This is a genomic window from Aneurinibacillus sp. XH2 (genome assembly GCF_001439585.2).
GTDB classification, from domain to species: Bacteria; Bacillota; Bacilli; order Aneurinibacillales; family Aneurinibacillaceae; genus Aneurinibacillus; species Aneurinibacillus thermoaerophilus.
In genome coordinates this window covers 2,564,076-2,579,044 of record NZ_CP014140.1, presented here as the reverse complement: position 1 = coordinate 2,579,044, position 14,969 = coordinate 2,564,076, and the positions used below count along the sequence as shown (strand labels likewise).

Genomic DNA, 14,969 nt, shown 5'->3' with positions numbered 1-14,969 from the left:
GCAGTGCGCTACCAGTTGATTTCGTCGATATCCGCGCGCGCAATGACTTCAAACAAGTCTTGTTTATTCGGCACGATTAAAATCACCTGTTCATCGGTCACATTATATAAGTCGCCCGTAATCTTTTGTCCTTTTACAATTACGGTCACGGTCGCATGACGCTGCAACAAAGCGTTCCATTGCATTTCTGTCGGAATCATCTTATGTCCACTCCTTTTTCTTTGTGAAACATACAGGTAAGATAAATTCAATTCTACAACGAATAAATACATATGTAAATAAATATTTATGCATCATTTTTGTAGTCTTTAATGGAATTGTGTGTCAGTATTATAGACGTATTTGCATCTGACATAAATCAAGGTAAGTTAATTTATGAAGGAAAAGCCGCAGGCATATTTTTGTCCGGGTGTCACATAATGTTCAAAAAATGCGCAACGCAAAGGAGTAAATGTTATAAATGTTATGATGAATGCTAGGATGAATGTTATAATTTGTGTATAGTGATCCCTGATTTGACAATGGAACCAGTAGTTATTGCAGAGTGTAGAGGAGGTTACCTATGGAATCGAGAAAGGTAACGAGACTGCTCGTGCTTGCCGTCATTGTGCTTGCCGTTGGCTGGACATTTTACAGCGCTTATTTTAAAGACGAATCGACTGTGAAGGTAGGACAACCTGTTCCCGATTTCGTAGCTCAGCAGGTCGACGGGGATAAAGTGCGATTGAGCGATTTGAAGGGAAAAGCGGTTGTGTTGAATTTCTGGGGTTCTTGGTGTGAGCCTTGCCGTGATGAGATGCCGGCTTTAAACCGGGCGGCGAAAGAATTTGTAGATAAAAATGTCGTTATTCTTGCAATTAATGTTGGGGAGTCGGAAGTTCCTGTAAAATCTTTTGCGCGTCAGTATCAATTGGATGCGCTACCGCTTTTGATGGACCCGTCCAGAGCTATTACGCGTAAATACCAAATTGGAGAGATGCCGTCTACATTTTTTGTAAAGGCGGATGGAACGCTTTACAAGCATATTGTAGGAGGGCCGATGTCATATCAGACAATTCGGAACAATATGCAGCAGATTGCTCCGTGAAAATTTGAGGTGAAGCCATGTTAGAGAAAGTCAAATGCGAATGTGGACACGCAAACCCGGTGGGCACGATGCTTTGTGAATCCTGTGGCGCGCCGCTTGTTAGCGAAAGCAAGGGGCGAAAGCTTGATATGCGTTATGAAGGGGCAGCTCGACGTTCCCAAACATTTCAAAGAACATTCGTGGATCGCATCTGGAATTTTTTCTCCTCTGTGCGCAATGCGGTCATTATGATTGTGATTACGCTAATCGCTTCAGCTATCGGTACGATTTTTCCGCAGGAGCGCTACATTCCGGTGCCGAAACCGGCGGAGCAGTTTTATCCAGAAGCATATGGATGGTTTGGGCTTATTTACTACAAGCTTGGACTTCATAATTTGTATTCTTCCTGGTGGTATATTGCGCTTTTGCTCGGCATAGGTATTTCGCTTGTCGTATGTAGCCTGGATCGCGTGGTGCCGTTATATCGGGCGCTGAAAAAGCAGCGTGTTAAGCGAGATAGAAAGTTCTTGCAAATTCAAAAAGTAAGCGCTGAGCTGGAACTGAACGGAAGGGACGGAGACGGGCTTCTTGAAGTGCTGGGACGGTCGCTGGAGAAAAAACGCTACCATGTACGCCGCGAACAAAACGCTCTGCTGGGGGAGAAGGGGCGCTTTAGCCGCTGGGGGCCGTACATCAACCACGTTGGCCTTATTATTTTTTTAATCGGATGTTTGATGCGTCTTATTCCCGGCTTTTATCTCGATCAATACGTGTGGGTGCGCGAAGGGCAGACCGTGCCCGTACCAGAGACGAATTATTACATAAAAAATGAATCTTTTATTAAAGAGTATTATCAAGATAATGAATTTCCAGAAAAATTGGATTTAGATGGTCTTGTCGTCAAAGAGTACAAAACGAAAGCGGTGCTTTATAAAAACGAGAACGCTGAAATTCCGGGTGCCGAGCCGAAGCTTACGGAAGTTGCGCGGCACGATATCGAAGTGAACCATCCTTTGGAGTATGAAGGATTGCGGCTAATCCAGTCAGGGGAAGAAGAAAACAAGCTTCAGGCATTAAATTTAAGATTGATTGATACTGCAACCGGACAACATCTGGGCGATATAAAATTGGACTTGCTGTCGCCGCCGACGGAAATTAAAGTAAACGATCAGGTGAAAGTGCAAGTGTTGCAGTATTTTCCTGACTTTGCGCTGGATGAGAGAAAGAAGCCAATTACAAAAACGACGGAACCGAACAATCCAGCGTTTATCGTCAATACGATTTCGCCTAAAACACCGAATGGAGAGAAGCAATGGGTTTTCCTCGGCAGCACGCTGACGGCGGACGGTAAACCCCCGGTTGTAACGTATGAGTTTGAAAAGCCTGATCTTGTGGATGTAAGCGGACTCATGGTGCGTAAAGACAAGAGTCTGCCCGTCGTTTTCTTTGGATCTGGTGTCTGCATGATCGGACTGATCATGGGTTTTTACTGGCAGCACCGCCGCATCTGGTTCCAAATTGATGGGGACAAGCTGCTAGTGGCGGCGCATACAAACAAGAATTGGTTTGGCATAAAGAGAGAAATCGTGAAGGTGCTTGAGGAGAACGGATACCAAATATCGGCCGCGCAATTGGAAAAGGAGGATAAAAAACGTGAGTAATCTTATCGGGCTTAGCTACACGATGTTGACTATCGCTTTCATTTTTTATTGCGTTGCAACGATTTTTTTCTTTGTTGCTGTAACCGGGCGTAGCTTTCGCAACCGCACGCCGGAACAGCACGCGCGCCGGTTCGGACGTCTTGGGTACGCGGCAGTGGTCATCGGTTTTCTTTTGCACGCGGTCTTTATCGGTGTCCGTTGGTATGTAGGCGGACACATTCCGACTAGCAATATGTTTGAGTTTATGCAGTTTCTTGGCTTTGCGATGACGCTTGCGTTTCTTGTTATTTATCTTATATATCGCATTCCGCTCATCGGTATGTTTGTAATGCCCATAAGCGTCATCATTATCGCATACGCAGCAGTATTTCCACGCGAAGTGACACCTTTGATTCCGGCGTTGCAAAGCTATTGGCTGCAAATACACGTAACAACCGCGGCTTTGGGTGAGGGCGCATTTGCTATCGGTTTTGCGGGCGGACTGATGTATTTGCTGCGTACGGTGAATGCCTCCGAGAAGTCTGCGTCTGCCGCATGGCTGGAATTCGTAATGTGGGTAGTATTCTCATTGATCGCTTTTATTGTGCTCGTGTTTTACTTTCAGTTCATCGGTTATCAGGCTGTGTTTAAAGCACCATTTCAGACGCCAACAGGCCAGGTTGTCGAATCGGAAATTAAATATCATATGCCGCCGATCGCTGGTCCGAAAGGTGGCCAATTGTTGACGGTGGACAAAATGAAACCTTGGTTTGAGGCGCCTGGTTTTATGAAAGGAAATCAGGCAGCACGTAAATTTAACACGTTTATCTGGTCCGTGGTAGGTGGTACGTTGTTATACGTGGTTACGCGTCTTGCCTTGCGTCGCCGCGTTTCATCATTGGCTGGACGCCTGGTGCGCCATTTGGATCCGGATCTTGCAGACGAAATCAGCTATCGGGCTGTGGCGATTGGTTTTCCTATTTTTACGCTTGGCGCGCTCATTTTTGCGATGATTTGGGCGCATGAGGCGTGGGGTCGCTTCTGGGGATGGGACCCGAAAGAAGTATGGGCGCTAATTACGTGGCTATTCTACAGCGCGTATTTGCATCTCCGCTTGTCTCGAGGCTGGCACGGCAAAAAATCGGCGTGGATGGTCGTAATCGGATTTATTATCGTGATGTTCAATCTTGTTTTTGTCAATCTTGTCATTTCCGGTCTTCATACTTATGCATAGGAAAAATAAGAAAAAATTCGCCTTGCCCAGACATTGTCCGGGTAAGGCGGATTTTTATTCTTCAAAGTCATCCGGGCTCTTATCTTCGAACATCTCTTCCTGTGCTGCATTTTCGGTATGGTGCCACGGGTTATCGCCCATTTCTGAATAATCCCAACCGTCTTCGATGACGCCGCTTTGATAGGCGTTCATAACATTCTGCTGCACAATTTTTTCGCCTTCTGCGTCATAGCCAAATTTTTGTTCCGGCTTTTTCATAAAATCCCCCCCTTCCTCTCCTATAGTGTGTCCATGAAGTTGAAGTATGAAACAAAAACGGATGAGCATGCATAGCCTGTGAGTTTTTCTTATTTTGGGAACGATATAATTTGTACGATTATCGCCATGAATTTGTAAGGTTATGGTCACAATTCACTGCTAAAAATGGTAAAATAAGCAGAAAAGAAAGCTTTGCATGAAAATGCCAACCGAGGTGAGAGTAAATGGAACATCAAGCAAAAGTGCTCGTAGTAGATGATGAAGAACGCATCCGACGTCTGCTGCGCATGTATCTAGAGAGAGAAAACTTCATTATCGAGGAAGCGGAGGACGGGGAAAAAGCCTTGGAAATGGCGCTTGCCAACGACTATGATATTATTTTGCTTGACTTGATGCTTCCGGGAATTGACGGCATCGAGGTATGTACACGACTCAGAGAAAAAAAAGCAACGCCGGTCATTATGCTCACCGCTAAGGGAGAGGAAGCAAACCGGGTGCAAGGTTTTGAATCGGGCACGGACGATTATGTTGTCAAACCGTTTAGCCCGCGTGAAGTTGTCTACCGGGTGAAAGCGCTGTTGCGACGTTCTTCGGCGACCGCGTTTTTAACGACACAGAACAGTTCACACAATGTTATCGTATTCCCTGAATTGTCTATAGATCACGATGCACACCGGGTGACAGTGGCGGGAGAGGAGGTTAGCCTGACGCCGAAAGAATACGAATTGCTGTATTATTTGGCGCGCCACCCCGACCGCGTATTCTCCCGGGAAGATTTGCTTAAGGATGTGTGGCACTATGAGTTTTTCGGAGATTTGCGCACTGTTGACACTCATATCAAGCGCTTGCGTGAAAAGTTGAACAAGGTATCTCCCACGGCTGCCAATATGATCGCAACCGTATGGGGAATCGGTTATAAGCTTGAGGTGCCAAAATAAGTGTTGAACCGTGTTGTTGTCAAACTCTGGTTTACGATTATTGGGCTTGTCGCGGTTGTGTTGACCGTGCTCAGTCTTACGTTGATGTCATTTTTAGACGGTTTTTATGAAAAACAGCGCACGGAAGATTTAAAACAACTGGCGCAAAATATCGCGCACGTTATTCTGGTTTATAAGGATAGGGAAAAAACGCTCAGCATTGCGCGAGAGCTGGTGGATGTATATGATACCCGTATGGTGATTACCGGTTCGCTTGGCAAATACATCAATCAGGATGTAGATCGGCGCGATAAAACGATCCCGGAAGTGAAAGCGGAAGAGTTTTTGAAGCATCCAGTGCTGAGACAGGCACGCAATGACCGGATCGCTGTGACGCGTGACTTTTTTCAAGTGGTGCCGGATAAAGGCAGGGTTCCGCGTTATGAGGAATTCGTGGCTGTAGCGGTGCCTTTGCATTCGCCCGATTTGAACAATGAATTGATTTTATACCAGACGATGGATGAACTGCGTGAAACGACCAATAAGACGACATGGCTCATTTTCTATGCCGCAGTCATAGGCATTATTTTGACTACCTTTTTCGCTTTTTTCTTGTCTACGCGTATTACCCAGCCATTGCATTCAATGAAAAAGGCGGCCGATTTATATGCACAAGGGGATTTTTCAGCACAAATCTCCATTCGTACCAACGATGAAATCGGAGATTTGGCCAGTACGTTTAATCATATGGCCTCACGTTTGAACGATTTAATCGTAGCCCTATCCAGAGAAAAAGAGCAGTTGTCCAGTGTGCTTAAAAGCATGGTGGATGCTGTGATGACGTTCGATCACCACGGACGGATTATTGTTACGAATCCTCCGGCAGAGGCGCTTTTGAAAGCATGGGAGTACGAACAGGGAATGGAGGAAGATAATGATGTAGAAAAGGGCATCAAATTTCTCCCGGATTCCATGCGCTCCATTCTGGAACAAGCCGTGCGCAACGCGGAAGAAGTCGTAACGGATGTCGTTGTGCAAGGTCGCATATACGCCGTTGTGATGGCGCCGTTGTACGACGATGATCAAATTCGTGGCGCTGTTGCGGTGTTGCGCGATATGACACAAGAGCGGAGGCTGGATAAGCTGCGCCAGGATTTCGTCGCCAATGTGTCGCATGAATTGCGCACACCGCTTATGATGCTGCAAGGATACAGCGAAGCGATTATTGACGATATCGCCCAGACGGCGGAAGAAAAGAAGGAACTTGCGCAAATTATTTATGATGAGTCGTTGCGCATGTCTCGTCTGGTCAACGAATTGCTCGACATAGCCCGCATGGAGGCCGGTTATACTCAGCTTGATATCCGGCCGGGTAACTTGCTTCAGCTTGAAGACAAAGTGATTCGTAAATTTAATGGTGTGGCGAAAGAGCAGGGGATTTGTTTACAGATGGATTGGCAGGCGCCGGACAGTATGTTTTATTTTGACGCCGATCGCTTGGAGCAAGTGTTGACGAATCTGATTGACAATGCGATACGGCATACCGGCCAGGGAGGTAGAGTAACGTTAAGAACGTTTATGCAGGATGAGATGTACATCATTGAGGTAGCGGATACTGGAAGCGGAATCCCGGCCGATGATTTGCCGTTTGTGTTTGAGCGCTTTTACAAAGCCGACAAGGCCCGAACGCGTGGTCGTGCCGGTACAGGACTTGGGCTTTCCATCGTAAAAAATATCGTAGAAGGCCACCATGGCACGATTACCGTGCGCAGCAAGCTGGGAGAAGGGACGACATTCTCTATCCAGCTTCCGATTCAGCCTGAGGAAGGAAGAAACAGATGAAGACATTTGCTGAAAGCTCACTGGCCCCTTTCTTAATCCAGGGACTTGAAAGAATGAACATTAAGACGCCGACACCGATCCAGCAGCGCACCATACCGCTGTTGCTTGCTGGGCAAAGCGTGGTCGGTGAATCACAGACTGGAACGGGGAAGACGCTTGCGTATTTGCTGCCGATTTTGCAGCGAATTGATAGCACGTCCGTAGCTGTTCAGGCGCTCATTCTTGTTCCAACGCGCGAGCTAACAGTACAAATTCGCGATGTTTTGGACGAGTTGTGTGCCGGTACGGACATTCGCTTTCAGATTATTATGGGCGGGGTGGATAGTAAGCGGCAGATAGAGAAATTGAAGCAGAAGCCGCATGTGATTGTCGGCTCTCCAGGGCGTATGTATGACTTAATCGAGAAAAAGAAGCTCAAGGTTCACGAAGTGAAAATGGTCGTGATTGATGAGGCAGATCAGATGCTGGAAGCGAACATCATGCCGGAAGTGGAGGCGGTAATAAAGCGCACGCCGCGGGATCGTCAACTGTTTGTTTTCTCTGCGACGATTTCTTCTTTGGTGGAAGAATGGGGAAAGAAATGGTCAGAAGAAGAACCACAGGTGATTAAGATGAAAGGAAAGTCCCGCTTACCGGAAACGATTGAGCATTATTTTATTGTGACTTCGGAGCGGGAAAAGTTTGATATGTTGCGTCGCCTGCTGCATGCACTAAAACCTGATCGTGCTCTTATTTTCGTAAAGAAGCAGCATCAAGTTGGGGAGATTGTCAGCTGGCTTTCCAAAAAAGGAGTAAATGTCGCCGGTATTCATAGTGAAGCAAACAAGCAGGAACGTGAGCAGGCGATGAATGGTATCCGGGGCGGTCGCATCCAATATCTGGTCACCACTGATTTGCTGGCGCGCGGGCTTGATGTCGAAGGCGTCACACATGTGGTTAATTTTGATCTGCCGTTGGATACGGACGGTTACATTCACCGTGTTGGGCGTACCGGTCGTGCCGGAAAGTGCGGTATGGCGATATCGTTGCTTGCGCCGAAGGAGAAGTTCATGGCCGGTAAGCTAGCCAGACAGCTTCGTATCGAGATCCCGGAGCGTGTACTATTTCAGGGACAACTCATTTCCCCGGAAGAGCACCGTGGCCACCCGATGTTTACAAAGAAAAAAAACGTCCAAACGAAAAAAATGCATACGAAAAACGGGGACAATGGCTGAATAGCCGATCTTGTTAGGTCGGCTGTTTTGGATTAACAGCTGCATATGAAGTATGTAGATTTTACCTTTCTTCATCTGGAAAAAGGACTTGCGAGCATCAGCCCGCAAGTTTTTCTTATGCGCACTCAGGAAGCGGAGCGGTCGAACAGGCGGGCCAGTTTTGTTGGAACCGGACGGCTTTTGCGGGTCTTGCTGTCCATGGTTACGCTTGTGACCAATGCATCCGCGACGAGCTCGCCGCGCTGGTTATGTATTTCCTGTTTCAGGACATAACTGGTTCGGCCGAGCCGTTCCGGCTTGGTCGTAATCGTTAGGCGATCGTTTTGCAGGCACTCTTTGCGGTAGTTAATATTAATATTAACCGTTACGGTCTGGATTCCCATCTCAAGAAACGTATCATAGGGCAGTTCGGCTTGTTCATACCATTCTTCCCGTCCCCATTCCAGATACTCAAGATATTTGGCATTGTTAACGTGGCCATTCACATCGATTTCGGTTGAACGTACTACAATTTCAAGCGAAGCTTCCATCCATTTTCCTCCCATTTGTAAACGTTTTTTCTTCTATCTTACCTTTTCTCAAAAGCTGTGCCAACCTGGGTTTTGTATATGGGTTAGATGATAAGAACATAAATTGATCATATTTTTATCAAAAAAAGTTCTTATCTGCTTCACGAGCTTGTTACATTTTTCTTGTAAAGTAAAAAGCGTTGGGAGGTGAGAAACGGAGCATCAACGGACGGTATGCTGCTTCATTAACGATCAATCGTGGGAAATGACATCAAAAGACCAATAAACGAGCAAAACGCCTGTACAATACCACAGCAAATAAATGCCGTCTATTTATAATACGAAAGTTTATAATCATTACTTTAAAGTTTCCATAAAAAATAAAATATAAGCTTCACGCTTCTTCTTCCTAAAATAACCGGTACAAATGTACCGGTTATTTTAATTTTAGAAATCGCTTCCTTTATCCTGGACACTCGGTACATGTTGCATGCGAATTTTATAAACAAACGCTGCGAACTTACAAACAGAAAGCGAAAAATATGGTATACTAATAAAATAGCAACGATTGCGGAGCCGGATTCCGCCTGATTTTTTGCATGCGGAATGGAGGGGAAGAGATAATGAACGGAACAAAAGTACTTGTTGCTGATGATGATACGAATGTGCTGGAGATTATTCGCCTCTACTTCTCACAGCAGCAAATTGATTTGATAGAAGCGCATGATGGAAGCGAGGCGGTTGCGCTTGCGGAGCGCGAGAAACCGGACGCTATTATCCTGGACGTAATGATGCCGAAGATGGATGGGTATCAGGCGTGCCGTGAAATTCGCAAGACTATGGACACGCCGATTATTATGCTTTCTGCTAAAGGAGAAGAATTCGACCGGGTGCTTGGACTGGAATTGGGAGCGGATGATTATGTAACCAAGCCGTTTAGCCCGCGTGAACTTGTAGCACGGATTAAAGCAATTTTTCGCCGGATGCAGCCACGGACAAATGAGGAGAAAGAAGCGGAGTCAGCAAACGTGCTTCAGTTTCAGGATCTTCACATTGACTTGCAGGGGCGCCAGGTGACCGTATCGGGCGAAAAAGTAGCTTTTCGTCCGAAAGAGTTTGATTTGCTGGTGTTTCTGGCACGTTCACCGGGAAGCGTGTTTACTCGGGAACAGTTGCTTGAGCGAATCTGGGGCTATGACTTTTTTGGAGATATCCGGACTGTGGACGTACACGTTAAAAAAATTCGCCAGCATTTGGCGAAGTTGCCGTATGAGTGCATTCATACGGTATGGGGGGTCGGTTACAAATTTGAGGTGGAAGCTTCGTGCTCAGCATAGTGAGAGAATGGTTCGGAATTAATAAAAGTATTTTTCGCAAACTCTTGTTCAGCTACATGATTACGATGTTGCTAGGGCTGGGCGCTCTTGGCCTTTCCATGTCAGTGCTGGCCAAAAATTACATATATGATGGAACAAAAGAAGAATTGCTGCGCAAAGCGAAAAAGGTAAACCTTGCCATTCAAAACGATCCGATGCCGTCCGATCAGACGACGGCGATGCTCGCTTTTTTAGATCAGACATTCGATACGCGTATTTGGGTGTTTGACCGCCACGGGCGAATTATTTCCACTTCGACGCAGGATGAGGTGTTTATTGGTAAATCGGTAGCCCGTTCGATTGTTGAGCAGGTCATGCAGGGTAAGGACGTGGTTCAGGATTTGAAATTTGAAGGGCTCAGCAAGCCGATGCTGTCCGTCGTCGTGCCATGGGGACAGAAGAATGAAGTGTTTGGGGGCATTGTGCTGCATGCGCCGGTAGAAGGCATTGATGAGACAGTCGGCAACATGCGGGAAATGATTGTATGGGCAACGCTTTTCGGTATTTTGCTATCGACGGCGATGGTTTCTTATCTTTCCTGGACAATTTCCCGCCCGTTGAAGCGGATTGACGAAGTAGCGCTGGAGATTGAACGCGGGAACTACAAACAGCGGGTAGCGGTAACGACCGAGGATGAAATCGGTGATTTGGCGCGGACGATCAATCGGATGGCCAGTACGCTGGAACAAGTGGAAGTGGAGAGAGTAGACTTCGAACAGACACGTCAGGATTTCTTGGCGAATGTTTCACACGAATTGAGGACACCGCTGACCGCGATGCAAGGCTTTCTGGAAGCGTTGCAGGATGGTCTTGTCACCGACGAAACGTCACGGCAGAAGTATTATGATGTCATGTATAAAGAAACGATGCACATGAGCCGATTGGTCAATGATTTGCTGGAACTTGTACGCCTGGAAAAACAGGAGGTCAACCTTGTGAAGCGGCCGATTGATATGAATTCGTTTTTGAATCGGCTCGTATTTGCTTTTAAAGAAGAAGCGGCCAAACGCAACCTCGATTTACGACTGGAAGTGGTTGATCCGCTGCCGACGATCATTGCTGATCCGTACCGTGTTGAGCAGATTTTTACGAATTTAATCGGCAACGCTTTAAAATTTACGGAGCAGGGACATATCAAGCTTGCGGCACGGGAAAAGGCCGACGGCATTGAAGTGACGGTGGAAGATACGGGCATCGGCATTTCTCAACATGATCTTGATTTTATATGGGAGCGTTTTTTCAAGGTGGATCGGGTACGTTCCCGCAGAGAAGCGGGGACAGGGCTTGGTCTTGCGATTGTCAAAGAACTGGTTGAACTTCATCATGGAAATATTCGCGTAGAAAGTAAGATAGGGGAAGGGACACGCTTTGTCGTATGGCTCCCTTCGGAGAAAAAAGTAGGATAGGCTGCGTTGCTAAAGGAGATGTTGGTGCCTCGGAATAATGGAGCGCGCAAACGTGAAAAAATGAGGGAGGGTATGGAAGGCATGGATATACAGGGTACGCTTGTAGAAGTGCTGGGAATTGAGATAAAAGAAATGACACCAGAACGTGTGGTGGCAACGATGCCGGTGAACAAAACGGTGCATCAGCCGTTTGGACTGTTGCACGGAGGCGCTTCAGTTGTCCTTGCGGAAACGGTGGCCAGCATGGGCACATGGAGTGCAATCGACCAAGAGAATGAAATGGCGGTCGGACTTGAGATTAATGCCAACCACGTGCGCCCGAAGCGGGACGGGCTCGTTACGGCAGTAGCTACGCCGCTCCATAAGGGACGGACAACGATGGTATGGGATATTAAGATTACTGACGAAGAGGATAAACTCATTTGCGTTTCCCGCTGTACTGTAGCGATTGTGAAGAAGAAAAAGGTGTAAGCAAATTAAAAAAATGCGCCTCTTTTTCCGTGCGTTTTGTTGACTGGCTGCCAAGAGGGAGTAGCCAGAAGCGCGCGGCAAGAAGAGGCGCATGTATTGTCATGTGCTGTTACAATAGCGAGAAGTTATTTTTCTTCAATCGTAATGGTCTTGATAAATACATTTTCTTTCGGAAAGCTAGGTGTAGGTTCCTTGTGTATGCCTTGCTCAACAGGTGTATTAGCGATCGCTTCCACAACATCTATACCTGCAATCACTTTTCCGAAAATCGTGTAATAAGGTTGCGTATTTAATGTTTCTACTCCAGCACCGCTCCCGATGAAGAATTGGCTTCCATTCGTATTCGGTCTGGAATTTGCCATCGCCACAATCCCTTTTTCATATTTATGCTTGGAAGATAATTCATCTTCGAACTGATAGCCTGGACCCCCGGCCCCGATTTGAGGATTATTTTTTAGATTTTGGACATTCCCTTTTGCTTGCGGATCGCCAACCTGGATAACAAAATCTTTGACGATCCTATGAAAGATAATGCCATCATAAAATTTTTCGCGCGCCAGAAATACGAAGTTGTTCACTGTTTTTGGCGCATCTTTGGCGAATAGTTCAATAGAGAATGAGCCTTTGTTCGTGTCCACATGTGCGATGTATGTTTTGTTCGGGTCAATTTGCATTGCTGGCGGCTTGTCCCACTGTTGGAATGCTCGTTTGTCTGCCTTCTGCGCAGGGGCGGCGTTTTGCTGGTCGTTGCTTTGCTGCTGTGAGCAGGCAGTTATGCTCAAGCCGGCGGCAAGCATAAGTGCAAGCAGAAAAACTCCTTTTTTCTTCATGTTTTTCCCTCAGCCTTTTTTGTTGTATTCCCTTATTTTTGGTATTCTTTCGGCACAACCGGACGCATAATCACCTGGTTCATAATAACGCCTTCCGGTGCGGCTGCCATCTGGTACGCGATATATGCTACTTCTTCCGGTTTGAGCGCATAGGATTTGGGGTCGCTCTGCCCGAAGTATGTTTGCACCGAACCCGGACAGATGACAGATACTTTAATATTGTGCGGCTTTAGCTCTTGCGTTAAAACGTCCGTGAACGCCATCAGACCGAATTTGGACGTGCAGTAACCGCCGCCGCCCGGGAACGTAACCGTGCCGGCCACGCTGGAAATATTGATAATGTGGCCGCTTTGCTGCTTAAGCAGGTGGGGCACTACATACTTGGTACAGAGGAACACGCCTTTCAGGTTCACATTCATCATTTCATCCCACTGCGTTTCTGTCAATTCGTGAATCGGGCCGAAATGGCCAAGTCCGGCGTTATTGATCAATACATCGATCCGTTCTTTTTCACGGACAATTTGGCTAATAAGCCGTTGCACCGCTTCGCTGTCGGTTACGTCGCACGGTGAAGGGATGATGTTGCCACCTTTCGTCTTAGCTTTTTCCGCCAGTTTGTGCAGTAACTCTTCGCTGCGCGCAATGGCATATACGGTGGCGCCTTTTTCCGCGAACAGCAGGCACATAGCCTGGCCAATGCCCTTGCTTGCGCCGGTAATGAGTACAACTTTGTTATGTAAGGATTGAAATTCCATAAGCTCAGCCTCCTTTTTTTTCATTTTATCATACTTTACTTTATCACCGGAAAATTTGCGGAAAAAGGCGATTATTTTGCTTAAAATATGTTAAAATGTTCGTGTTGGGTCGATTACAATGTTAGAGGAGCTGGAGAAGAAGAAATGTTTCGTACCATTTTATTTGATGTTGACGGTGTTTTACTAAGCGAGGAGCGCTACTTCGACGCTTCCGCGCTGACGGTATGGGAGATGCTGTATAGCCCGAAATATTTGGGGCTTTCCGGTGACACGTTTGAGCCGGCGCCGGAGGAGGGTACGATCCGCCGCGTGCGCAAGGAAGTGTTTGATGATGATAAAGTGTTAAATTTCATAAAAACAAGAGGTATTAACGCCAACTGGGATATGGTCTATCTTGTGTTCTCCTACGAGTTGGTGCGTTTGCTGGCGGAGTTGCATAAGACGAAGTCCGCAGAAGTGGAGACGATCTTAACATCGCAAATTCATCGTGAAGCGATCGCCAAAGTGCAAGAGATGGCGAAAGGCGTAGAATTTAAAGTGGACTACGCGTCCTTCGTTGCAGACTTCGAAAAAAGCACGGCAGAAAAACAGGCGCTGCTTCTTTATTTGAACGATTTGGTTCGTGAGAAAACAGGGATTGAGACGGACATTTTCTCGCGCAATAGTGAATTGTGGGATCTTTGTCAAGAGACGTTCCAGGAATGGTATCTCGGTGACCGCCTGGTAGCCCAATCGATCGGTCGTCCAGCGTATCAAGAAGGCAAACGCGGATTTCTTGATGACGAGATTCCGATTGTAGAACCAAAGAAAATGGCGAAAGTGCTAGCCGAATTGAAAAACCGCGGCTATGTGCTCGGCATCGGCACCGGTCGTCCGCGCATCGAAACGGTGGAACCGCTCAAAACGATGGGATTGCTTCAATATTTTGATGAAAACCGTGTGGTGACCGCAAGTGATGTACTGGAGGCAGAGAAGCGTTATCCGGAGCGCGCGCCGCTCGCCAAGCCACAACCGTATTGCTACATTAAGGGCATGCTTGGCATGGATGCGCATGATGAGGAATGCTTCAACCTTGCGCTGCCGATTGAAAACGGGGAAGAAATTTTAGTTGTGGGCGATTCGGTCGCTGACTATATGGCTGCCCGCAGCATCGGCTGTAAGTTTGCCGCCACGCTGACCGGCCTGACGGGACAGGAAGCTCGCGCCAAATTTGAAGAATTGAAAGCTGATTATATTCTGGATGATATGACGCACATTTTAACGATTTTATAATTATGGTGAAGTGAAAGGCGGGCGCACGGGGCGGAGTGCCCGCTTTTTTTGGTGGATAAGAAAGCATATGTTGTTGTAAAGTAAGAAAGCGGCTGTCCTGCTTCCACAAGGAAGCGGGACAGCCGCCTTTGTATCACTGCGGGCACATCTTATAACTTTCAAGACAGGCCGAGAGAAAC

15 protein-coding genes are annotated in these 14,969 nt (G+C 46.9%); 10 read left to right on the top strand and 5 right to left on the bottom strand.

Annotated elements, in window-relative coordinates; translation table 11 throughout:
- Window positions 1-8: 8 nt before the first annotated feature.
- The gene (locus ACH33_RS12710; protein ID WP_057899360.1) at window positions 9-200 is read right to left on the bottom strand and encodes a hypothetical protein; all 192 of its coding nucleotides are present in this window, start codon (window positions 198-200) and stop codon (window positions 9-11) included.
- Window positions 201-562: 362 nt separating this feature from the next.
- On the opposite strand from ACH33_RS12710, the gene resA reads away from it, so the two are divergent.
- From resA to ccsB, 3 genes are read left to right on the top strand one after another with little or no spacing between them, the layout of a single operon-like run.
- Entirely contained in the window at window positions 563-1,087 is a 525-nt protein-coding gene (resA, locus tag ACH33_RS12705; protein WP_057899359.1) for a thiol-disulfide oxidoreductase ResA, read from the top strand.
- 17 nt (window positions 1,088-1,104) lie between these two features.
- Entirely contained in the window at window positions 1,105-2,727 is a 1,623-nt protein-coding gene (resB, locus tag ACH33_RS12700) for a cytochrome c biogenesis protein ResB (RefSeq protein WP_057899358.1), read from the top strand.
- A gap of 22 nt (window positions 2,728-2,749) precedes the next feature.
- Window positions 2,750-3,940 carry a c-type cytochrome biogenesis protein CcsB gene (gene ccsB, locus ACH33_RS12695; RefSeq protein WP_057900375.1) on the top strand — a complete coding sequence of 397 codons (1,191 nt, stop codon included), beginning with the start codon at window positions 2,750-2,752 and terminating at the stop codon, window positions 3,938-3,940.
- A gap of 54 nt (window positions 3,941-3,994) precedes the next feature.
- On the opposite strand, the gene ACH33_RS12690 is transcribed toward ccsB, so the two are convergent.
- Window positions 3,995-4,198, bottom strand: coding sequence for a hypothetical protein (locus ACH33_RS12690; RefSeq protein WP_057899357.1), 204 nt, complete (start codon window positions 4,196-4,198; stop codon window positions 3,995-3,997).
- A 224-nt stretch (window positions 4,199-4,422) separates the two neighbouring features.
- Between ACH33_RS12690 and ACH33_RS12685 the strand changes: the two genes are divergently transcribed.
- Genes ACH33_RS12685 through ACH33_RS12675 form a run of 3 tightly spaced genes read left to right on the top strand, consistent with a single transcriptional unit; the run spans window position 4,423 to window position 8,171 of the window.
- Complete coding sequence (locus tag ACH33_RS12685) at window positions 4,423-5,136, top strand: response regulator transcription factor (RefSeq protein ID WP_057899356.1); 714 nt, start codon at window positions 4,423-4,425, stop codon at window positions 5,134-5,136.
- Entirely contained in the window at window positions 5,137-6,957 is a 1,821-nt protein-coding gene (locus ACH33_RS12680) for a HAMP domain-containing sensor histidine kinase (RefSeq protein WP_057899355.1), read from the top strand.
- A complete protein-coding gene (locus tag ACH33_RS12675) occupies window positions 6,954-8,171 on the top strand; it encodes a DEAD/DEAH box helicase (protein ID WP_057899354.1) in 1,218 nt (405 codons plus the stop codon). The genes ACH33_RS12680 and ACH33_RS12675 overlap by 4 nt, the downstream gene beginning before the upstream one ends.
- A gap of 125 nt (window positions 8,172-8,296) precedes the next feature.
- Here the strand turns inward: ACH33_RS12675 and ACH33_RS12670 are convergent, their stop codons facing one another.
- Window positions 8,297-8,701, bottom strand: coding sequence for an acyl-CoA thioesterase (locus ACH33_RS12670; RefSeq protein ID WP_057899353.1), 405 nt, complete (start codon window positions 8,699-8,701; stop codon window positions 8,297-8,299).
- A 602-nt stretch (window positions 8,702-9,303) separates the two neighbouring features.
- Between ACH33_RS12670 and ACH33_RS12665 the strand changes: the two genes are divergently transcribed.
- The 3 genes from ACH33_RS12665 (at window position 9,304) to ACH33_RS12655 (ending at window position 11,933) form a co-directional block, all read left to right on the top strand.
- Complete coding sequence (locus tag ACH33_RS12665; RefSeq protein ID WP_057899352.1) at window positions 9,304-10,017, top strand: response regulator transcription factor; 714 nt, start codon at window positions 9,304-9,306, stop codon at window positions 10,015-10,017.
- Window positions 10,005-11,462 carry a sensor histidine kinase gene (locus ACH33_RS12660; RefSeq protein ID WP_327850969.1) on the top strand — a complete coding sequence of 486 codons (1,458 nt, stop codon included), beginning with the start codon at window positions 10,005-10,007 and terminating at the stop codon, window positions 11,460-11,462. Before ACH33_RS12665 ends, ACH33_RS12660 begins: the two co-directional genes overlap by 13 nt.
- Window positions 11,463-11,543: 81 nt before the next feature.
- A complete protein-coding gene (locus ACH33_RS12655) occupies window positions 11,544-11,933 on the top strand; it encodes a hotdog fold thioesterase (protein WP_408863292.1) in 390 nt (129 codons plus the stop codon).
- 125 nt (window positions 11,934-12,058) lie between these two features.
- On the opposite strand, the gene ACH33_RS12650 is transcribed toward ACH33_RS12655, so the two are convergent.
- Together ACH33_RS12650 and ACH33_RS12645 are read right to left on the bottom strand one after the other, a co-directional pair.
- Entirely contained in the window at window positions 12,059-12,763 is a 705-nt protein-coding gene (locus ACH33_RS12650) for a peptidylprolyl isomerase (RefSeq protein ID WP_057899351.1), read from the bottom strand.
- Window positions 12,764-12,795: 32 nt separating this feature from the next.
- The gene (locus tag ACH33_RS12645) at window positions 12,796-13,518 is read right to left on the bottom strand and encodes an SDR family oxidoreductase (RefSeq protein WP_057899350.1); all 723 of its coding nucleotides are present in this window, start codon (window positions 13,516-13,518) and stop codon (window positions 12,796-12,798) included.
- Window positions 13,519-13,662: 144 nt separating this feature from the next.
- Between ACH33_RS12645 and ACH33_RS12640 the strand changes: the two genes are divergently transcribed.
- The gene (locus ACH33_RS12640; protein WP_057899349.1) at window positions 13,663-14,790 is read left to right on the top strand and encodes an HAD family hydrolase; all 1,128 of its coding nucleotides are present in this window, start codon (window positions 13,663-13,665) and stop codon (window positions 14,788-14,790) included.
- Window positions 14,791-14,969 lie beyond the last annotated feature (179 nt).